Source organism: Pantoea jilinensis (genome assembly GCF_019104105.1).
Taxonomy (GTDB): Bacteria; Pseudomonadota; Gammaproteobacteria; order Enterobacterales; family Enterobacteriaceae; genus Pantoea; species Pantoea eucalypti.
Window position 1 is genome coordinate 2,521,979 of record NZ_CP077746.1, and the last position, 20,751, is coordinate 2,542,729.

Sequence of the window (20,751 nt, forward strand, 5' to 3'; positions counted from 1 at the left end):
TCCGGAGTCGCTATGCGTTCTGCTGCGCTGTCTGCTTTTACACTCGTCTGCTCGCTGTTTTTTGCCGCCGCTGCCCAGGCCGATCGTTGCCAGCAAATTCGCGCCGGCCTGGATATCGGTTCTGGCACCACGAAAGTTGCGGTTGCACGCGTCAACGTCTGCCAGCTACGCATTGAAAAAGTGCTGTATCAGGATCAGCGCGCTGTTGCCTGGAACGATGCATTAGCGCATTCAGCAGATAACCAGCTCAATCCGGCGATAACACAGGAAGGCGTAGCCGCACTGCAGCAGCTTGTTGCGCACGCAAAGCGCTTTCATCCACAGCGAATCAGCGGCGTCGCCACGGCGGTGTTCCGCAACGCCAGTAACGGTCAGGCAGTCATTGAACAGTTGCAGCGTCAGACCGGTGCGGAAATCAACATCATCTCGCAAGAGCAGGAAGCGAAACTCGGTTTCCTTTCCGCTAAAGCCGCGCTTAACGATCCGGCAATCCGTGATGAGCAGTTACTGGTCTGGGATATTGGCGGCGGGTCGATGCAGATGACAGCCTGGCGACAGCAGTCCGGCAAGCTGGTAGCCGATATCTATCAGGGTAAGCTGGCCTCGGTAACGTTAAAGAACTTTATTCTGACGGTGCTGAAGAATAGCCCGCAGGTCAGCTCCCCTAACCCGATTGGCTCCTGGCGGCCGTCGGTGCTGCGCTTTGTGCAGTTTTACGCGACGAATGAGGTCAGCCCGCAGATTAAACAGGATGTGGCGGGTCGTCGGGTCATTGGCATTGGAGGCGTACACGGTTTTTCGATCCGCAATCAGTTACCGGGAAAACCCCATCGCTATACGCTGACGGAATTACAGCAGCTTTCGCAGCAACAGGTCTGGAAAGGGGACAGTGAACTGTCGGGTGACTACCGCGCCACCGACGTCAGCAATCTGTTACTGGTGGAAGGGTTTATGCAGGCGCTGAAAATAGATCAGGTCACCCTTGTTGAGGCCAGCCTGATTCAGGGCGTGCTGCTGCAGTAGCGCGGCGCTCCCCCGCTATACGTCGGGTTTGACCAGCCGGATGGCATGATCCAGCCTCCGCTGTTCATCCCGTTCACTATGGGCGCGCTGCTGGCGCGTACGTTTTAGCAGGTCATAGATTTCGCCACGGCGGGTGTCATGACCGCGCTCCATCAGCACAATCACCGCATCGCCAATCACCCGGCAGACTTCTTCATAGTCATCATCATTCAGTGTATCACGTTTCATCGCTTCTCCTCCGGCTGTGGCTTCCTGTGCCGCCTTTTCAAAGGCCAGACAGGAAATGGCTGGCCCGCAAACACCACGCCATTAACAGCCAGAAATGATTTCTTAGCCCTAAATCTCCCGCCGGAAGAGCAGAATTCACTATCTTTGCTACGCTTTGAGGGTCTCACTCATAACCAAGGAGCAATAAATGTCAGGAAAAATCGAAGATAAAGTAAAAGAAGCCGCTGGCGCAGTTCAGGAACAATGGGGTGCAGCAACCGGTTCATCTGAGCATCAGGCTAAAGGCGCAGCACGCCGTTACACCAACCAGGCAACCTATGCTGCCCGCGACGCTGCTGAAACTATCCGCGATCAGGTTCAGTCTAATCCTGTCGCCGGTCTGGCCGTTGCTGCAGGCGTTGGCGTATTTATCGGCTTCCTGCTGGGCCGCAAGTAAACCCACTGAACGCCAACAGAACGGAAGCCGCGCGCTTCCGTTTTTTTTGCTCCGACGCGTCTCGCCAGCTGAGATATATCTGAAAGATAAACCTTTTCAGGTCAGCGTGCCGGGAGACTCAGCGTTGAGTTACGTTCTGTTTCTGACAACATCAAGGTGACCTTATGAAAACACTTTCTGCTCTGCTGCTGGTTGCAGCGACGTTTACCTCTCTGGCGGGCTGCTCACAGAGGAGTGACGCGATTAAAGCGGATGGCCGTCCTCATGCGCCAAGCGGTCAGTCTTCACCGGGCGGTACGCTGGGCGCCGGACCCGTGGGGCAGCCTCAGTCATAATTCCCAGCCCCGGCACCTATGCCGGGGTTCATTCATGGCGTTGTACTCTCACTCAATCACATAAAATATCTTCGCTAATGATTAATCTGCTAGTAGTCCTGCCTGAAATTAAAACCTGCCTAATTCATTAATAAAACTTCCCAGAAAATTTCAATTTAATTACAAATAATTAAATTGCATTTTTATTTAAGTAAAAAAATCGGCCAAAGTTCAAACGAAAATTCAACGACTCAGAAAAACATTTCGTATTAATGAACTTTATCTGTAGCGTCAATCTCTAACACTCCATAATATTTTCATTTTAATAACATTATTAAGTTCAAGAGAATTCTGACGTGAAGAAAAAAAAGATTTATCTGATAGACCGACTTTTAACGCTTTATTCTCGATTTTCCACCAGAAAAAAACCTCAGGACCTTAAGACGCTGACGCCCGATACGGTGGTGATCTACTCCACGACGGCGCTGGGGGATTTCCTGATGAACACCCCGGCTATCTGTAGCCTGAAAAAGCACTATCCTGAGAGCAAATTTGTCCTGGTCTCCAGCAAGAAAAATAAAGACCTTGTCAGCCGTTATGATTGGTTTGACAGGATCTATATATGGGATAACAAAATTGCGAATTTCCTGCCGCTGTTTTTCAAACTGCGTCGCCACAAACCTGACCTCTCAGTCATATTACACGCCCATTTCCCCTACGATATTATGAGTTCAGTACTGACGGGCAGTAAGGTCATTGTGCGCGACCATTATGGCAGCGAGTCGCCGGTGTTAAATAAATATCTGGATCACTATTCAGGCTATTTTGACGACCATACCATCAAGCGTAAGCTGAAACTGATTGAAGCCCTGGGTGCAGAGACAGAGCAGACCCGGATGCATCTGCCCGAGACGAATAGCAGCCTGCCCCCTAAAGCTAACCATCGCCGTATCGGTTTTCAGTTGGGCGCATCGAAAGATATTCGCCGCTGGCCGCTGGCCTCTTTCCAGCAGCTGGCAATGACCCTGCTGGAACGCTGGCCCGACACTGAGATTATCATTACGGGTACCGCCGCTGAACAACCGCTGGAGCGGGAATTTATCGAAAGCCTGCCGCTGGAATACCGTAAGAATGTTACATCCATGGCAGGGAAAACTAATCTCAGTGGGTTGATTAACCTGATTCGCACACTGGACCTGCTGGTCACCGGTGATACCGGTCCACTGCACATCGCCGTAGCAGCGCAGACGCCAACGGTTAGCCTGTTCTCAACCGCCAATCCTCGCTATACCGGCCCCTGCCAGGACAGCGATCGCCACATTATCATTCATCGCCCGGATAAAACGGCGTCACAGCATCCGATGGCAAATATCAGGGTCGAAGAGGTCGGGCAGGCCGTGGCTAAGCTGGTGGGTTAATGAACGATTTTTCTCAAGCCATTGTTGCGCTGATTGAGTATCACAATCAGCCAACCACGCTGGGCTGGTTCCGGAAAGTGGATCGGAGAAATTTTCATCTGCAGCAATTACCGCTGAATGAGGTAGAGTTTGCCCTTCTGATGAGCGATTTCTTTAGCACTTTTGGCGTCAGCGCAGAGCACTACAATGAAGCGCGCTATTTTCCGGCCTCTGCCCCGCGGCGCTTCCTGCCTGACCGGTGGTTCAGCGCAGGCACATATTGTCCATTAACCGTTGCCATGCTGTGTGAAGCGGCCAGACAGGGACACTGGCCTGAAAATGATTAGGGAATAATGGTCTGGACGAAGGCGTCATAAACTTCGCGACTGCTCAGCGCGTTGACCTCACGTGACGCTGGTTGCAGAACCTGATAGTTAACCTGCCACGGATGCCAGCACGCCGGATCGCTGTCGCCAAACAGCGCCACCACCGGTAATCCCAGCGCGGCACCCATGTGCATTGCCCCACCATCACTGCTCACCAGCCCCTGACACAACGACATGGCTGCAATCAGCTGCGGCAGGCTGGTGGTTGACACCGCCTTGATCGGCAGGTGCGGGCAGAGCGCCATAATTTCATGTGCTTTTTCGTCATCACCTGGATGACGCGGATTATCGCGACTGCCGGGTGACCACAGCAGCATAATCTGACAGGCATGCCGCGTTGCAATCTTTTCAGCCAGTTCGGCAAATCGGGTGGCTTCCCACTGCTGGCTCGGCTTACGGGCGCTGATCTGTAAGGCATAGACCGGCACAGTGGAATCAATCGCACAGGTATCACGCAGGCTGGCGGCAATTGCCGTATCCGGCAACAGCGTCAGTTTGCCCGGCGCTATGGCGCTGAGACTGAAGGGCCGCCCCAGACTGAACAGGGTTTCGCTGATATGACACGGAGACTTGCCCGGCGGGGGCAACAGATCGGTAATTAGCGGATGCGACTGTTCACCTAAAGCAATCACTCTGGTGGGCCGCACCGTTTTAACCCACTTCATACCGTGCTGATCCCAGCGGCTTTTTGCCAGAATCACAGCGTCATAACGTTGCTTTTTCAGGGTCAGCATCAGCTTCAGTCGCTGTAAAACACAAGCCAGCCGGCTCTGCCCTGCCTCGCGGTGATGCAGCTTGGTGTAAAAGAAGAGCTGCCGGATATCGGGATTATGCTGCAACACGGGCGCAGCGTAATTGTTGGTCAGCACATCGACCTGATGCTGGCCAGATTGCGCCAGCGCACTAATGAGCGGCGTGGTCAGTAACGTGTCGCCAATATTATCCCGACAAATAATTAAAACCCGCATATCTGACATCCTCTGCGCACAGGCTACGCCGTACTGGCTGAATTAAAGTAAGACTTGCCCATTCAACGTTCTGAACGCGTTAACGTAACGGCACAAGTCAGCAAATTAGTCAGCGCAGATTGAGGTTGGTTCAATAGTCACGATATTCTGGAAAGACGTTGGCCATTTTAAAATCCCGTTCTCTGACTGATTCATTAGCCGGACTGTTGATTGAAAAAGTAAATAACACTTCAAAACTCAATGCCGACAAACACGCAATGAATTTTTTCAGACATGACTTCATGACTATGAATTAATTACCCACTTATAACGCCGGCAAAACCTGAGCAGAAAAAAGGCGAAAGATATTCAGCGTCATTAACTATTTAACGTTCTGAAAACTTTTCTCTGAGTACGCTATTTCATTAATCATTATTCAGATGATGCTGGAGGGAAGATTGACGATCGCGGTGTTTCTTTTACCGTGTAATCAGGCAGAGGAACGTATAGAAATATTACCGTGATACGCAGCGATAAATGATTCATCCACACACTTACCTGAAAAGACACCTGCAGCATGCGGTGCGAAAGCAATAAATGTCGTTGGGTTTTCTGCGTCTTTAAAGCGTGCGTCTGCTGAATCTGTTATGACTAAAAATGATGCGGAAGAAAGCGCGAGGGGTGAAAGCAGAAACAAAAAAACCAGCACAGCGTTGAACGCTATGCTGGCTCAGGCAGACATTACATATTTTCGATGATCGCGTCACCAAACTCTGAACATTTCAGCAGTTTAGCGCCATCCATCAGGCGTTCGAAATCGTAAGTCACGGTTTTGTTAGCGATAGCGCCTTCAACACCTTTAACAATCAGGTCAGCCGCTTCGAACCACTCCATGTGACGCAGCATCATTTCCGCTGACAGAATGACTGAACCTGGGTTCACTTTATCCTGACCAGCATACTTAGGTGCTGTACCGTGGGTTGCTTCGAACAGTGCACATTCGTCACCGATGTTCGCGCCTGGGGCGATACCGATACCGCCAACCTGCGCCGCCAGGGCGTCAGAGATGTAGTCACCGTTCAGGTTCATACAGGCGATAACATCATATTCTGCCGGACGCAGCAGGATCTGTTGCAGGAACGCATCAGCAATCACATCTTTAACGATGATCTCTTTGCCGGTGTTCGGGTTCTTAAACTTCATCCACGGGCCGCCGTCGATCAGTTCGCCGCCGAACTCTTCTTTCACTAACTGGTATCCCCAGTCTTTGAAAGAGCCTTCGGTGAACTTCATGATGTTGCCCTTGTGAACCAGGGTCAGTGAATCACGATCGTTGGTGATGGTGTATTCTACTGCCGCGCGTACCAGACGTTTGGTACCCGCTTCTGAACACGGCTTAACGCCGATACCGCACTGCTCAGGGAAGCGAATTTTCTTCACGCCCATCTCTTCGCGCAGGAACTTGATCACTTTGTCCGCTTCGGCAGAGCCCGCTTTCCACTCGATACCCGCATAGATATCTTCGGAGTTTTCACGGAAGATCACCATGTCGGTCTCTTCAGGGCGTTTAACCGGGCTTGGCGTGCCTTTGTAGTAACGTACAGGACGCAGGCAGACGTAGAGGTCAAGCTCCTGACGCAGTGCCACGTTCAGTGAACGAATACCGCCGCCGACCGGGGTGGTCAGTGGGCCTTTGATGGCCACGCGATATTCTTTGATTAAGTCGAGCGTTTCCTGTGGCAGCCAGACGTCCTGGCCGTAGAGTTCAACTGACTTCTCACCGGTGTAAATCTCCATCCAGGAGATTTTACGCTCGCCGTTGTAGGCTTTCTTCACCGCCGCGTCGACGACTTTCAGCATGACCGGGGAAACATCAACACCGATACCGTCACCCTCAATGTAAGGAATGACTGGATTGTTTGGCACGGTAAGCTTGCCCTGATTCAGGGTGATTTTCTGACCTTCCGCCGGAACAACTACTTTGCTTTCCATTAACCTCTCCTGGGCGTTTGTTAATGATTTGTAAGATGCGCGTCAATACTACTTGAATATTTCGGCCACGCCAATCACCGCAATTTCACGTTATAATGCGCCGATTGTCTCTGACTGCAAAGCCCATGCGAAAAACAACTCAACGAATTCACCAGGATAAACGATTCAGCCGCCCGACGCGTGATGCGCGACGCCCCCCTGCTCGCCCTGCGATGCCGCGCCGTGTGATTTTGTTTAACAAACCGTTCGACGTGCTGCCACAATTCACCGATGAAGCAGGTCGCCGCACCCTGAAAGATTTTGTCAGCGTCGCAGAAGTCTATGCCGCAGGCCGCCTCGATCGCGACAGTGAAGGTTTGATGGTGCTGACCAACGACGGCGCGCTGCAGGCCGCGCTGACGCAGCCCGGTAAACGGACCGGCAAGGTCTATTATGTGCAGGTAGAAGGCGAGCCACAGGAGGCGGATCTGCAGCCGCTGCGGGATGGGGTTAATCTTAAAGATGGCATGACCCTGCCCGCTGGCATAGAGAAAGTGCCTGAGCCTCAGTGGCTTTGGCCACGTCAGCCGCCGATCCGCGAACGTAAAAATATCCCGACGCAGTGGCTGAAAGTCACACTGTATGAAGGCCGTAATCGTCAGGTACGCCGGATGACAGCCCATATTGGTTTCCCCACCTTACGGTTAATTCGCTACGCGATGGGACAGTATTCACTCGACGATCTGGCTCCCGGTGCATGGCGCGAACTCAGCAATATTGCGCCTTGAGCTTCTATCTTTTATAACCTCAGGTTAACAATTGCGGAGAAGAGATGTTTAAACCTCATGTTACTGTCGCCTGTCTGGTTCAGGCTGAAGGTGAACTGCTGGTGGTAGAAGAGACGATTAACGGTCGTGCCACCTGGAACCAGCCAGCCGGACATCTCGAAGCGGATGAAACGCTGCTGGAAGCTGCCGAACGTGAACTCTATGAAGAGACCGGCATCGCCGCTTCGATGCACTATTTCATCGGAATAAACCAGTGGATCGCGCCCGACAGTACGCCTTTTGTGCGTTTTTTATTTGGCGTCGATCTGGCGGAGAAAGCACCAACCCAGCCGCAGGACAGCGACATCGATTGTTGCTGGTGGCTGCCGCCAGCGCAGATTCTCACTGCCTCCAACCTGCGTTCGCCGCTGGTTGCGGAAAGCGTACGGCTGTGGCAACAGGGCACGCGCTACCCGCTACATCTTGTCAGCCCGTTCCAGTGGCCGTTTCACGAGGGTGCGCGCCTGCCTTCTGCATGATAGAATGCGCCGCCTGTTTTTTTATCGTAATGCGAGCGTGTCATGTCTGACAACAGCCAGAAAAAAGTGATCGTCGGTATGTCCGGCGGCGTCGATTCTTCCGTTTCCGCCTGGTTACTGCAGCAGCAGGGTTACCAGGTTGAAGGCCTGTTCATGAAGAACTGGGAGGAGGACGATGGCGAGGAGTATTGTACCGCCGCGGACGATCTGGCGGATGCGCAAGCGGTCTGCGACAAGCTGGGTATGAAGCTGCACAAAGTTAACTTTGCGGCTGAATACTGGGATAACGTCTTTGAGCATTTCCTCGAAGAGTACAAAGCGGGCCGCACGCCTAACCCCGATATTCTCTGCAACAAAGAGATCAAATTCAAAGCGTTCCTGGAGTTCGCCGCAGAGGACCTGGGCGCAGATTTCATCGCCACAGGTCACTACGTGCGCCGCCATGACGTGGACGGCCAGAGCCAGCTGTTACGCGGTCTGGATGGCAACAAAGACCAGAGCTATTTCCTCTATACGCTGAGCCACCAGCAGATCGCCCAGAGTCTGTTCCCGGTCGGCGAGCTGGAAAAACCGGAAGTGCGCCGCATTGCCGAACAGCTGGACCTGATCACCGCGAAGAAGAAAGATTCGACCGGCATCTGCTTTATCGGCGAACGCAAATTCCGCGACTTCCTGGCGCGCTATCTCCCCGCTCAGCCTGGCGAGATTGAAACCACGGAAGGCCAGATTGTCGGTGAACATCAGGGGCTGATGTACCATACTCTGGGACAGCGTAAAGGCCTGGGGATTGGCGGCCTGAAAGAGAGCAAAGATGATCCCTGGTATGTTGTCGACAAAGATGTGGCACGTAACCGCCTGATTGTCGCCCAGGGCGGCGATCATCCGCGGCTGATGTCCGTAGGCCTGATTGCACAGCAGCTGCACTGGGTTGATCGCCAGCCGATTACAGCCCCGCTTCGCTGCACTGTGAAAACCCGCTATCGTCAGACCGATATTCCCTGTGAGATTATTCCACACGGCGACGATCGCATTGAAGTGCGTTTCGATGAACCCGTCGCTGCGGTCACGCCGGGTCAGTCTGCGGTGTTTTACCTTGGTGACGTTTGCCTCGGTGGCGGTATTATCGAACAGCGCCTGCCGTTAGTGGCGGAGTAAGCGGGAACAGCCCGCGTTGATGACGCGTAAACAGGAGTAACCGTGGCGAAAAATTATCAGGAAATTACGCTGGCGCTGGCGGGCATCTGTCAGTCCGCCCATCTGGTGCAGCAGCTGGCTCAGCAGGGTCACTGCCAGCCAGAGGCGCTGACCGTGTCGCTGCGCAGCGTGCTGGACCTTAATCCTGGCTCCACGCTGGCGGTGTTTGGTAACAATGAAGCCAACCTGCGCCTCGGGCTCGAAACCCTGATGGCGGTGCTGAACAGCAGCAGTCGCCAGGGCGCAGGCGCAGAACTGACGCGTTATACCCTGAGCATGATGGTGCTGGAGCGCAAGCTTAGCGCCAGTAAATCCGCCATGGCCACACTGGCACAGCGCATTACACAGCTGGATCGCCAGCTGGCGCATTATGAACTTGAGTCCGACACCATACTGAGCGCGATGGCGGCCATCTATGTAGATGTGATCAGCCCGCTTGGCCCACGTATTCAGGTTACCGGTTCGCCTGCGGTGCTGCAGAATACGCAGGTGCAGAGTAAAGTGCGCGCCACGCTGTTAGCCGGTATCCGTGCGGCTGTCTTGTGGCAGCAGGTCGGTGGTGGCCGACTGCAACTGATGTTCTCGCGTCAGCGTTTGCTGCGTGAAGCAAAAACCCTCTTATCCCGGCTGCCACTGACTTACTAAGTCGGTGCGGCAAAACACGCTAAATGATTCAGGAGTTGCACTGATGGAATTATCCTCTCTGACCGCCGTTTCACCTGTCGATGGTCGTTACGGCGATAAAGTCAGCCCGCTGCGTGCGATTTTCAGCGAATACGGTTTGCTGAAATTCCGCGTTGAGGTTGAAGTTCGCTGGTTACAAAAACTGGCCGGGACCGCAGAGATCAAGGAAGTTCCTGCATTTGATGCCGACGCAAACGCTTTCCTTGATGCGATTGTCGCCGGTTTTTCTGAAGATGATGCGGCACGCATTAAAGCTATCGAGCGCACCACTAACCACGATGTGAAAGCGGTAGAGTATTTCCTGAAAGAGAAAGTCGCCGATCTGCCTGCCCTGCACGCCGTTTCTGAATTTATCCACTTCGCCTGCACTTCAGAAGATATTAACAATCTGTCGCACGCGCTGATGCTGGAAACCGCCCGTCGTGACGTCATCCTGCCCTACTGGCAGCAGCTGATCAGCGCTGTCAAAGGCCTTGCCAGCGAATACCGTGATATCCCGCTGCTCTCCCGCACCCACGGCCAGCCAGCCACGCCGTCGACCATGGGTAAAGAGATGGCTAACGTGGCTTACCGTCTGGAGCGTCAGTTACGTCAGCTGAAGCAGATCGAGGTGCTGGGCAAAATCAACGGCGCGGTCGGTAACTACAATGCCCACATTGCCGCCTATCCGGAAGTGGACTGGCATGAACTGAGCGAGAACTTTGTCACCTCGCTGGGGATCACGTGGAACCCCTACACCACGCAGATTGAGCCGCACGACTATATCGCTGAGATGTTCGACTGTATCGCCCGCTTTAACACCATCCTGATCGATTTCGATCGCGATATCTGGGGCTATGTGGCACTGAACCATTTTAAACAGAAAACCATTGCGGGCGAGATTGGTTCATCCACCATGCCGCATAAAGTGAACCCTATCGACTTCGAAAACTCGGAAGGCAATCTGGGTCTGGCGAATGCCGTAATGCAGCATCTGGCCAGCAAGCTGCCGGTTTCACGCTGGCAGCGCGATCTGACCGACTCCACCGTGCTGCGTAACCTCGGTGTGGGCGTCGGTTATGCGCTGATCGCCTATCAGGCCACCCTGAAAGGCATCTCGAAGCTGGAAGTGAACCGTGACCGCCTGCTGGATGAGCTGGACCACAACTGGGAAGTGCTGGCAGAACCGATTCAGACGGTGATGCGCCGTTACGGTATTGAAAAACCTTATGAGAAGTTGAAAGAGCTGACGCGTGGTAAACGCGTGGATGCCGCTGGTATGCAGGCGTTTATCGACAGTCTGGCGTTGCCAGAAGAAGAAAAAGTCCGTCTTAAGCAGATGACGCCAGCAAACTATATTGGCCGCGCTATTCAGATGGTTGACGATCTGAAATAATACCCGCCGCAGACCGGCCCCGTCCGGTCTGCGTTAACATCTTGTTTAATACATTTCGCGTATACTTTCTGCAGGTTGACTCAAACAGAGTGTAAGGAATTTCTATGCGTGTTCTGGTTGTTGAAGACAATGCCCTGCTGCGCCATCATCTCGCCGTCCAGTTACGTGACATGGGCCATCAGGTCGATGCCGCCGAAGACGCCAAAGAAGCCGACTATTTTCTTCGCGAACATCTGCCCGATATCGCACTGGTCGATCTCGGCCTGCCGGATGAAGATGGCATGTCGCTGATTCGCCGCTGGCGCAGTGATGCCGTGCGTCAGCCGATTCTGGTGCTAACCGCCCGCGAAGGCTGGCAGGCGAAAGTGGAAGCGCTGGAAGCCGGAGCGGATGACTACGTCACCAAGCCGTTTCACATTGAAGAGGTCGCGGCACGTCTGCAGGCGCTGATGCGCCGTAACAGTGGGCATGCGTCGCAGATCATCGATATGGCACCGTTTCAGGTGGATCTCTCGCGCCGTGAACTCACGGTCAATGAAGAGCCGGTGAAGCTTACCGCCTTTGAATACACCATTGTCGAGACGCTGATCCGTAACGCGGGCAAAGTGGTCAGTAAAGACTCGCTGATGCTGCAGCTTTATCCTGACGCTGAACTGCGTGAAAGCCACACCATCGATGTTCTGATGGGGCGTCTGCGCAAAAAAATTCTGGCGTTGCACCCAACCGACGTCATCGCCACTGTCCGTGGCCAGGGTTACCGCTTTGATCTCTGACCATGTCCTGGTTTAACCGTTATCGCCCTATCTCGCTGCGCGCCCGCTTTCTGCTGGCGTCTGCAGCAATAGTTCTCTTCCTCTCGCTCTCTTACGGCATGGTCGCCGTGATTGGCTATGTGGTGAGTTTCGATAAAAACACCTACCGCGTCATGCGCGGCGAGAGCAATCTGTTCTTTACGCTGGCGCAATGGCATGACAACACGCTCACCATCGCCCAGCCGGAACGGATGACACTCAATTTCCCGACACTGGTGTTCATTTACGATGAGCACGGTAAGCTGCTGTGGCAGCAACGCGATGTGCCTGAGATCCGCAAAAAAATCCGTCGTGAATGGCTGCTGAAGCCCGACTTTTACGAGATTGATACCAGCAACCGCACCAGCATGGTGGCGATGGGCAATAACGTAAATGCTAAGCAGCGGCTCAACGACTGGGACACGGACAGCAACGACACCTTTACCCACTCAGTTGCTGTTAACCGTTACGATGCCACCACCAATCTCCCTGCGCTCACCATCGTGGTCGTCGATTCGATCCCGCAGGAGCTGCAGCATTCTGATGTGGTCTGGTCATGGTTCAGCTATGTGCTGGCGGCCAACCTGATACTGATTATTCCGCTGTTGTGGCTGGCGGCGCACTGGAGTCTGCGGCCGATTGGCGCGCTGACACAGCAGGTGCGTGAACTGGAGACCAGTCAGCGCGAGAACCTGGCAGATAATCCACCGCAGGAGCTGCGCAGTCTGGTGCGCAACCTCAATCTGTTACTGACGAATGAGCGGCAGCGTTATACCCGCTATCGCACCACGCTTTCGGATCTGACCCACAGCCTGAAAACCCCGCTGGCCGTCTTACAGAGCACCCTGCGGTCGCTGCGAAACGGCAAAGAGCTGACAATAGAGCAGGCTGAGCCGGTCATGCTGGAGCAGATCAGCCGTATCTCGCAGCAGGTCGGATATTATCTGCATCGCGCCAGTATGCAGGCCGACCACAACCCCTTGCAGCGCGACATCCATTCCGTGTCCGGTTTGCTCGACAGCCTCTGTTCGGCGCTGAATAAAGTCTATCAGCGCAAGGGTGTGGCGATTTCGCTGGATATATCCCCGGAGCTGACCTTTGTGGGCGACCAGAATGATTTTATGGAAGTGCTGGGCAACGTGCTGGATAACGCCTGCAAGTACTGCCTGGAGTTTATCGAAGTCAGCGCTTATCAGAGCGAAAATGCACTGCATCTCTATATCGACGATGATGGTCCGGGCATTCCTGAAAGCAAGCGTGATTTAGTCTTCGTCCGGGGTCAGCGCGCCGATACCCTGCGTCCCGGTCAGGGGCTGGGTCTGGCGGTGGTGCGCGACATTCTGGAGCAGTATGAAGGCAACGTGATTGCCTCCAGCAGCGCACTTGGCGGAACACGCATGGAAGTAGTCTTTCAGCGCCAGGAAGTCGAACATCGCCGCGAGTAGAAAACCCTCAGGGCTGTTATACTTGCTGGCATTTACAGCCCTAAGCGGAACCCTTTTATGGACTATCAGCTCGATATTAACTGGCCCGATTTTATTCAGCGCTACTGGCAGAAACGCCCGGTAGTGCTGAAGCGTGGTTTTAAAAACTTTGTCGATCCTCTTTCACCGGATGAACTTGCTGGTCTGGCGATGGAAAACGAGGTGGACAGCCGCCTCGTCAGTCATCAGGATGGCAAATGGCAGGTCAGCCACGGCCCGTTCGAGAGCTACGATCATCTGGGAGAGAACAACTGGTCGCTGCTGGTCCAGGCGGTCAATCACTGGCATGAGCCTTCTGCCGCGCTGATGCGCCCTTTCCGTTTCCTGCCTGACTGGCGCGTCGATGACCTGATGGTATCTTTTGCCGTGCCTGGCGGCGGTGTCGGCCCCCATTTCGATCAGTATGATGTATTTATCATTCAGGGTACCGGTCGCCGTCGCTGGCGCGTTGGTGAGAAAGTGCCGATGAAGCAGCACTGCCCGCACCCGGATCTGCTGCAGGTTGAACCGTTCGATGCCATCATCGATGAAGAAATGGAACCGGGCGATATTCTCTACATCCCGCCAGGATTCCCGCACGAAGGTTACTCACTGGAAAACGCCCTGAACTACTCCGTGGGTTTCCGCGCTCCAAGCGGCCGGGAGTTAATTAGCGGCTTTGCTGATTACGCGCTGGCCAATGAGCTGGGCAGCCTGCGCTTTAGCGATCCGGATGTGCCTTCTCGCGACTGTCCATCACAGATCCTGCCGCAGGAGATTGAAGGCGTTCGTCAGCTGATGCTGGATGTGGTCAATCAGCCAGAGCATTTTGAGCAGTGGTTTGGCGAATTTATTTCGCAGTCGCGTCACGAACTCGACGTCGCGCCGCCGGAACCGCCTTATCAGCCTGACGAAATTTATGATGCCCTGCAACAGGGTGATACCCTGAGTCGGTTAGGTGGCCTGCGTGTTCTGACCCTTGGCGACGCGGTTTATATTAACGGCGAGCGGGTTGAGTGTTCACGCCCCGATGTGATGGCAGTACTGGCAAATCACTATCGCATCACACTCGACGATCTGGGTGATGCGCTGGATGATCCCGCCGTACTGGCGCAGATCGCCGGTCTGGTGAATGCCGGTTACTGGTTCTTTGGCGACGACGAATAATCAATACAGCGCTATCGGGCGCTGCTGCTGAATCAGGCTCTCTGACCCTTGTGGCAGAGAGCCTTTTTATTTAACTCTTCTTCTGCGCTGCCAGCTCTGACAGACGCACAATCACTTCCACCGACTTCGCCATGATATTCAGCGAGGCGAATTCATGCTTGCCGTGATAGTTATAGCCGCCGGTAAAAATATTCGGGCAAGGCAACCCTTTCCACGACAGTGACGAGCCATCTGTACCACCGCGAATCGGTTTCACCACCGGTTCAATGTCACAGTCACGCATCGCCTGTAAAGCCAGGTCGATAATGTGCGGGAACGGCTCGACCTTTTCACGCATGTTGCGATAGCTGTTAGTGATCTCAACCGTGACGGAGCAGTCCGGGTGCAACGTTTTGTTAATCTCCGCTGCAATCTGCAGCAGCGTCTGTTTACGCTGTTCAAAACTCTCTGTTTCGAAGTCACGAATGATATAGAGCATCTCAGCGTGTTCTACACTGCCTTTGATCTGATGCAGATGATAGAAGCCCTCATAGCCGTCGGTATATTGCGGTTTTTCACTGGCCGGAACGGCAGCATGGAACTGATTTGCCAGCTCCAGCGCATTGACCATCACGCCTTTTGCGGAGCCCGGGTGCACGTTATTACCGACAATTTTGACGGTGGCGGAGGCGGCATTGAAGTTCTCATACTCGAACTCGCCCAGATCGCTGCCATCAATGGTGTATGCCCAGTCAGCCGCGAACGCGTCCACATCAAAATGTGAGGTGCCACGACCAATCTCTTCATCGGGCGTAAAGGCGACGCGGATCGCACCGTGCGGCGTGTCGCTTTTTGCCAGGTGCGCCATCGCCGTCATGATCTCGGCAATACCCGCTTTATCGTCCGCACCCAGCAGGGTTTTGCCATCGGTGGTAATGAGCGTGTGTCCAATCAGCTTGTGCAGCACCGGGAACATCACCGGCGAGAGAATCTCGTTGCCATTACCCAGGGCAATGTCTCCGCCGCGATAATTTTCGATAATCTGGGGGTTCACATGTTTTGCCGTAAAGTCAGGCGATGTATCCATGTGTGAGATAAAACCGATGACCGGCGTCGGCCAGTCGACATTGGCGGGCAGTGTGCCCATGACGCAGCAGTGATCGCTTAGGGTGACATCGACAAAACCCAGCGCCAGCAGCTCTTCCTGAAGCTGACGCGCCAGCGTCCACTGCCCTTCACTGCTGGGGACCTGACGAGCCTGCGGCTTAGCCTGCGTCTCAACTGCCACATAACTTAAAAAGCGCTCAAGTAACTGTTCCATAGCCCATCCTTTAAAAGTGCCGTCCGATATTATTCACAGACCCGGCGGTTATAACGTTGCGTAAAATCATCTGGAGACAGGTTAGCGCTGTCGATAACCTTTGGGAAAGCAATAAGCCCGAAATAAACGCCTTATTACAAGATTGTTGCAGCAAACCTCGCAATGTTAATAACAAAGAGGCGGTTTGACCCGGCGAGAAAATCACCGCAGCGTGCAGACTCAACACAACGGTTACAGGGTCAGAGGAGAAAAGCGTCCCGTGGCTGGGACAAAAATCCGGGCGCGTTTTGAATAACGTAAGCGTCGGCCTGTTTACGGGCGCACCTCAGGGATGAGGTGCGTCATCGTGCGGGCCAGGCAGTTATGGATGACGGTTTTGCGGCTTTCCGATCTGACCGTGTTCCCGGTGCAGGCTGGATCTCACCACTAATCGGGCCAGATTTTGCCTGTAACCTCGGGTGCGGTTATAGCCGCCCCGCTTACTTATAAAGCCCGCGCAGCAGCTTATGCACAAACTCCGGCACCACTTCGCTCGCCAGACCATAGTGCCGCTCGGCAAATTCGTTGCCCACCTGGCTCGGTTCCAGATTCAGCTCAACGGTATGCGCGCCCTGGATTTTGGCTTCATGGACAAAACCTGCGGCCGGATAAACGTGGCCTGAAGTGCCGATAGCAATAAAGTAGTCCGCCTGTTCCAGCGCCTGATAAATCTGCTCCATGCCCAACGGCATTTCGCCAAACCACACCACATGCGGCCGTAGTGCAGAGGGGAACTGGCAACAGGTGCAGCGATCGTCCGGCGTGATATCACCGGTCCACTCAATCACCTGACCGCTGGTGACACAGCGCACTTTTAACAGCTCACCGTGCATGTGCAGCACCCGACTGTTTCCGGCTCGCTCATGCAGATTGTCGATGTTTTGCGTGACCAGCAGGAAATTGTCGCCTAATACCTGCTCCAGTTCTGCCAGCGCCAGATGAGCGGCATTGGGCTGAATCTCCGCCTCCTGTAACTGCTGGCGGCGCGCATTATAGAAGCGCTGCACCAGCGCAGGATCGCGCCTGAAGCCTTCAGGCGTTGCAACATCTTCCACGTGGTGCTCTTCCCACAGGCCGTCAGCCGCGCGGAAGGTCCGGATGCCGGACTCCGCTGAAATGCCTGCGCCGGTCAGCACCACAACATGCGGCTGAGGATGGGCGGCAAGTTCGGCCTGACGATCGCGCTCAAAAATGCGCTGGCGAAAGCGCTGATGCACTTTTCTCCGGGTTTTCTTCAGGCGGGCAAGTCGTATGCGGCGACGTGGTGTACGCATAAAATCTCCTGGCGTAGCGGCTGCGGTGAGCCGCTCTAAACAGATTCCGGGTCAACATCACCCGATAGTAACGGTTGCTGAGGGCACAACCCAACAGCAAAGGTCTTAAACAGATGCGGCGCGAAAACCTCTCGCGCCGCATTTTTTCACTGACCGCTTAATACCCGAGCCGGGTCAATGCGGCTGGCACGTCTGGCGGGATACCAGCTCGCCAGCAGGCTCAGCAGAATCGCCGTAATCAGTACTGAGAACACATCAATCCAGTGCAATTCCGACGGCAGGAAATCAATGAAGTAAATATCCCCCGCCAGCAGATGATGGCCGGTAATCGACTCCAGTCCGCGCACCAGCGAGGTCAGGTTAAGCGCCACCAGCACGCCCACGACCACGCCGCTGACGCTGCCCAGCAGACCCGCCAGCAAACCGTACCAGATAAAGATGGCGCGGATCAGCCGATCTTTAGCGCCGAGTGTGCGCAGCACTGCAATGTCACTGCTTTTGTCTTTTACCGCCATTACCAGCGTGGAAACGATGTTAAAACAGGCAACGCCAATCACCAGCACCATCGCCAGATACATGATCGCGCGGATCATCTGAATGTCGCGATACATATAGCCGTAAGTGCTAATCCAGCTCTTGATGTAGACGTAAGAGCGGGTCGCCTCACCCGCATCGCGCACCAGTTTGACCGCCTGGAAGGGGTCGGTCATCTTCAGGGCGATGCCCGACACGCTGTCACCCATCTCCAGATAGTGCTGCGCATCGGCCAGCGGCACCAGCGCCAGACTGTGATCGAGCATGCCGCTCAATTGCAGGATACCGCTGACCTGAAGCCGGATACGTTTTGGCTGCAGCAGTTTGTTATCACCATCGTTATTGGGGATCATAATGGTGATCCAGTCGCCCTGCTTCACATTCAGCGATTTCGCGATGCCGCCGCCCAGAATGATTTGCTGCTTACCGGCGGCAAAAGTGGACCAGGCGTTATTGGCGACAAACTGTGGCAGTGCGCTGAGACGCGGCTCTTGTGCGGGATCAACGCCTTTAACCTGCAGCGCTTCCAGCCGGGCACCGCTCTCAATCAGGCCAGTGAAGTTCACGTAGGGCGCTGCCGCTGCAATGCCGGGCACCTTTTCAATCGGGGCAATCATCGACTGCCAGTGCTGAAACGGCTGATTGACCGCCTCGATCTCACCGTGCGGCACCACCGCCAGAATGCGATTGTTCAGCTCACGCTCAAAACCGTTCATGGCGCTCAGACCGATAATCAGCACCGCCACGCCCAGCGCAATCCCGATAGTAGAGATCACCGAAATCAGCGAGACCATGCCGCCACGACGGCGGCCGCGGCTAAAGCGCAGGCCCAGCAACAGGGATAACGACGAGCCCATTACAGCGCTCCTGCCATAGTAAGCTGCTCGCTTAACTGACCGTCACGCATCTCCATCTGTCGCGTCATGCGTTTTGCCAGCATCAGATCGTGCGTGACCACCAGAAACGCGGTGCCCTGACGCACGTTCAGTTCGCCCAGCAGTTCAAAAATAGCGTCAGCGTTGCGCGCATCCAGGTTGCCGGTTGGCTCATCCGCCATCACCAGACGAGGACGGTTGACCAGCGCACGGGCAATCGCCACGCGCTGGCGTTCGCCGCCTGACAGTTCAGAAGGCCGGTGCGTGGCGCGATGGTCCAGACCGACTGCCGCCAGCATCTCACGGGCGCGATCCTGCGCTTCCGCTTTCGCAGTTTTGCCAATGAGCAGTGGCATCGCCACGTTCTCCAGCGCACTGAAGTCCGGCAACAGATGGTGGAACTGATAGATAAAGCCCAGCTCGCGGTTACGCAGTTCGGCTTTGGCTGATGAGGACATGGCATTCAGTGACTGACCATCAAACACCACGTCACCCGAGGTCGGCGCATCCAGACCGCCCAGCAGGTGCAGCAGCGTACTTTTACCGGAGCCTGAGCTGCCAACGATAGCCGTCAGTTCACCGGGCTGGAGGCTGAAAGCCACATTGCGCAGCACATCGGTCTGCACGCTGCCTTCCTGATAGCGTTTGCACAGGTCGCGGCACTGCAACAAAGGAGTGTTACTCATAACGTAAAGCCTCAGCAGGTTGAACGGCGGCAGCGCGCCACGAAGGATAGAGCGTAGACAACAGCGCCACAATCATCGCGCTGAGGGCGATAGTGACCACCTGCCACACATTAATATCAACCGGCAACGCGGCCCCATCAAGGAACAGGCCAATTACCGGCATTAAGTTGTTGAGCTGGCTGGCGAGCAGGACGCCGAGCAGCGTGCCGAGCAGCGTGCCGATAATCCCGGCGCTGGCACCCTGAACCATAAACACCGCCACGATTTGCCGGCGTGTCAGGCCCTGGGTCTGGAGGATCGCCACTTCGCCCTGCTTCTCCATGATCAGCAGGCCTAATGACGTGATGATGTTAAAGGCTGCGACGGCGATGATCAGGCTCAGCAGCAGGCCCATCATGTTTTTCTCCATGCGCACTGCCTGGAAAAGATCGCCTTTGCGCTCACGCCAGTCTTTCCAGATAAGGCCCGCAGGCAATGTCTGCTGACTCAGACTGTCGACTGATAGCGGTTTATCCAGCCACAGTCGCCAGCCAGTAATATTCCCGGCCGGATAACGCATGACGCGCGACGCATCCTGCAGATTGACCAGAATCTGATACCCGTCGACTTCGCTATTGGCAGCATAGGTGCCCGCTACCGTAAACAGACGCTGACTCGGCACCCGCCCCATTGGCGTGAACTGGCTGACAGACGGCACCATCAAACGCAGCTGATCGCCACGTTTTACGCCAAGTTGTGATGCCAGCTGTTCGCCGAGAATGACATTGTACTGTCCGGGCTGCAGCACGCTCTGCTGGGTATTCACCAGGAACGGCGTCAGCGGATCTTTTTCATCCGGATTAATGCCCAGCATTACGCCAACGGAGACGCTGCGCGGGCTTTGCAGCACCACATTGGCGGTGGTCAGCGGCGCGATGCGGTTAACGCCCTGCAGATTCAGCGAGGCGGCGGGTTGCTGTTGGGGATTGAGACTGCCTTTGTCGCTGGTAATCAGCGCCTGCGGCATCAGCCCAAGAATATTGCCTTCGAGTTCACGCTCAAAACCGTTCATCACCGATAACACGGTGACCATCGCCAGCACGCCAAGCGTAATGCCAATCGTTGAGAGCCAAGAGACAAAGCGACCGAAGCGATCCGATGCTCGTCCGCGCATGTAACGCAGACCGATAAATAGCGCGACAGGTTGATACATGGAATCCAGTAAGCCGTTGCCTGAAAATAGGTAGTGGGATGATAAAGGAGCGGCTGGCTTTATGAAACCTCTAACCCTCTGAGTCGGCAGCAAAGTTGCATCCGGATGCGTCATCTCTTGCCTCAAAGCCGCGGAATAGCCGATAAAGCCGCCGCTTATTGGCTGATTA

21 protein-coding genes are annotated in these 20,751 nt (G+C 54.7%); 13 read left to right on the top strand and 8 right to left on the bottom strand.

Going from position 1 to position 20,751, the window contains the following annotated elements:
* Window positions 1–12 precede the first annotated feature (12 nt).
* On the top strand, window positions 13–1,023 hold the full coding sequence (locus KTJ90_RS11870; protein ID WP_105099307.1) for a Ppx/GppA phosphatase family protein: 1,011 nt from the start codon (window positions 13–15) through the stop codon (window positions 1,021–1,023).
* A gap of 15 nt (window positions 1,024–1,038) precedes the next feature.
* Here the strand turns inward: KTJ90_RS11870 and KTJ90_RS11875 are convergent, their stop codons facing one another.
* Window positions 1,039–1,251: a DUF2767 family protein gene (locus KTJ90_RS11875; protein WP_008925950.1), complete on the bottom strand. Its 213-nt coding sequence runs from the start codon at window positions 1,249–1,251 to the stop codon at window positions 1,039–1,041.
* A 187-nt stretch (window positions 1,252–1,438) separates the two neighbouring features.
* Here KTJ90_RS11875 and KTJ90_RS11880 point away from each other — a divergent pair, with 187 nt between their 5' ends.
* The 4 genes from KTJ90_RS11880 (at window position 1,439) to KTJ90_RS11895 (ending at window position 3,745) form a co-directional block, all read left to right on the top strand.
* Window positions 1,439–1,687, top strand: a complete 249-nt coding sequence (locus KTJ90_RS11880) for an ElaB/YgaM/YqjD family protein (protein WP_003851418.1) — start codon at window positions 1,439–1,441, stop codon at window positions 1,685–1,687.
* Between the two features lie 164 nt (window positions 1,688–1,851).
* On the top strand, window positions 1,852–2,022 hold the full coding sequence (locus tag KTJ90_RS11885) for a hypothetical protein (RefSeq protein ID WP_003851420.1): 171 nt from the start codon (window positions 1,852–1,854) through the stop codon (window positions 2,020–2,022).
* A gap of 335 nt (window positions 2,023–2,357) precedes the next feature.
* Entirely contained in the window at window positions 2,358–3,419 is a 1,062-nt protein-coding gene (locus KTJ90_RS11890) for a glycosyltransferase family 9 protein (protein ID WP_286866267.1), read from the top strand.
* A complete protein-coding gene (locus KTJ90_RS11895; RefSeq protein ID WP_283543298.1) occupies window positions 3,419–3,745 on the top strand; it encodes a DUF1493 family protein in 327 nt (108 codons plus the stop codon). The genes KTJ90_RS11890 and KTJ90_RS11895 overlap by 1 nt, the downstream gene beginning before the upstream one ends.
* On the opposite strand, the gene KTJ90_RS11900 is transcribed toward KTJ90_RS11895, so the two are convergent.
* Window positions 3,742–4,752 (bottom strand): glycosyltransferase family 9 protein, encoded by a 1,011-nt coding sequence (locus KTJ90_RS11900; protein WP_039661036.1) that lies wholly within the window; start codon window positions 4,750–4,752, stop codon window positions 3,742–3,744. The two genes, KTJ90_RS11895 and KTJ90_RS11900, sit on opposite strands and share 4 nt — an antisense overlap.
* Window positions 4,753–5,472: 720 nt before the next feature.
* The gene (gene icd, locus KTJ90_RS11905) at window positions 5,473–6,723 is read right to left on the bottom strand and encodes an NADP-dependent isocitrate dehydrogenase (protein ID WP_008925947.1); all 1,251 of its coding nucleotides are present in this window, start codon (window positions 6,721–6,723) and stop codon (window positions 5,473–5,475) included.
* 104 nt (window positions 6,724–6,827) lie between these two features.
* Between icd and rluE the strand changes: the two genes are divergently transcribed.
* The 8 genes from rluE (at window position 6,828) to KTJ90_RS11945 (ending at window position 14,682) form a co-directional block, all read left to right on the top strand.
* Complete coding sequence (gene rluE, locus KTJ90_RS11910) at window positions 6,828–7,490, top strand: 23S rRNA pseudouridine(2457) synthase RluE (RefSeq protein ID WP_219848843.1); 663 nt, start codon at window positions 6,828–6,830, stop codon at window positions 7,488–7,490.
* Window positions 7,491–7,534: 44 nt separating this feature from the next.
* A complete protein-coding gene (locus KTJ90_RS11915; RefSeq protein ID WP_003849831.1) occupies window positions 7,535–8,008 on the top strand; it encodes an NUDIX domain-containing protein in 474 nt (157 codons plus the stop codon).
* A 42-nt stretch (window positions 8,009–8,050) separates the two neighbouring features.
* Window positions 8,051–9,163 (top strand): tRNA 2-thiouridine(34) synthase MnmA, encoded by a 1,113-nt coding sequence (mnmA, locus tag KTJ90_RS11920; protein WP_003849832.1) that lies wholly within the window; start codon window positions 8,051–8,053, stop codon window positions 9,161–9,163.
* 42 nt (window positions 9,164–9,205) lie between these two features.
* A complete protein-coding gene (gene hflD, locus KTJ90_RS11925) occupies window positions 9,206–9,847 on the top strand; it encodes a high frequency lysogenization protein HflD (RefSeq protein WP_008925946.1) in 642 nt (213 codons plus the stop codon).
* Window positions 9,848–9,890: 43 nt separating this feature from the next.
* Window positions 9,891–11,261 (top strand): adenylosuccinate lyase, encoded by a 1,371-nt coding sequence (gene purB / locus KTJ90_RS11930; protein ID WP_003849835.1) that lies wholly within the window; start codon window positions 9,891–9,893, stop codon window positions 11,259–11,261.
* A 104-nt stretch (window positions 11,262–11,365) separates the two neighbouring features.
* On the top strand, window positions 11,366–12,034 hold the full coding sequence (phoP, locus tag KTJ90_RS11935; RefSeq protein WP_003849836.1) for a two-component system response regulator PhoP: 669 nt from the start codon (window positions 11,366–11,368) through the stop codon (window positions 12,032–12,034).
* 2 nt (window positions 12,035–12,036) lie between these two features.
* Window positions 12,037–13,497 carry a two-component system sensor histidine kinase PhoQ gene (phoQ, locus tag KTJ90_RS11940; protein ID WP_003849837.1) on the top strand — a complete coding sequence of 487 codons (1,461 nt, stop codon included), beginning with the start codon at window positions 12,037–12,039 and terminating at the stop codon, window positions 13,495–13,497.
* A gap of 57 nt (window positions 13,498–13,554) precedes the next feature.
* Window positions 13,555–14,682 carry a ribosomal protein uL16 3-hydroxylase gene (locus tag KTJ90_RS11945; protein WP_008925944.1) on the top strand — a complete coding sequence of 376 codons (1,128 nt, stop codon included), beginning with the start codon at window positions 13,555–13,557 and terminating at the stop codon, window positions 14,680–14,682.
* 70 nt (window positions 14,683–14,752) lie between these two features.
* Here the strand turns inward: KTJ90_RS11945 and pepT are convergent, their stop codons facing one another.
* The 5 genes from pepT to lolC form a co-directional block, all read right to left on the bottom strand.
* A complete protein-coding gene (gene pepT, locus KTJ90_RS11950; protein ID WP_039661035.1) occupies window positions 14,753–15,982 on the bottom strand; it encodes a peptidase T in 1,230 nt (409 codons plus the stop codon).
* 479 nt (window positions 15,983–16,461) lie between these two features.
* The gene (gene cobB / locus KTJ90_RS11955) at window positions 16,462–17,295 is read right to left on the bottom strand and encodes a Sir2 family NAD+-dependent deacetylase (RefSeq protein ID WP_003849841.1); all 834 of its coding nucleotides are present in this window, start codon (window positions 17,293–17,295) and stop codon (window positions 16,462–16,464) included.
* A gap of 146 nt (window positions 17,296–17,441) precedes the next feature.
* Window positions 17,442–18,686, bottom strand: a complete 1,245-nt coding sequence (gene lolE / locus KTJ90_RS11960; protein WP_499024738.1) for an ABC transporter permease — start codon at window positions 18,684–18,686, stop codon at window positions 17,442–17,444.
* Entirely contained in the window at window positions 18,686–19,390 is a 705-nt protein-coding gene (gene lolD / locus KTJ90_RS11965; RefSeq protein WP_003849843.1) for a lipoprotein-releasing ABC transporter ATP-binding protein LolD, read from the bottom strand. The genes lolE and lolD overlap by 1 nt, the downstream gene beginning before the upstream one ends.
* Window positions 19,383–20,582: a lipoprotein-releasing ABC transporter permease subunit LolC gene (gene lolC / locus KTJ90_RS11970; RefSeq protein WP_033743171.1), complete on the bottom strand. Its 1,200-nt coding sequence runs from the start codon at window positions 20,580–20,582 to the stop codon at window positions 19,383–19,385. The genes lolD and lolC overlap by 8 nt, the downstream gene beginning before the upstream one ends.
* Window positions 20,583–20,751 lie beyond the last annotated feature (169 nt).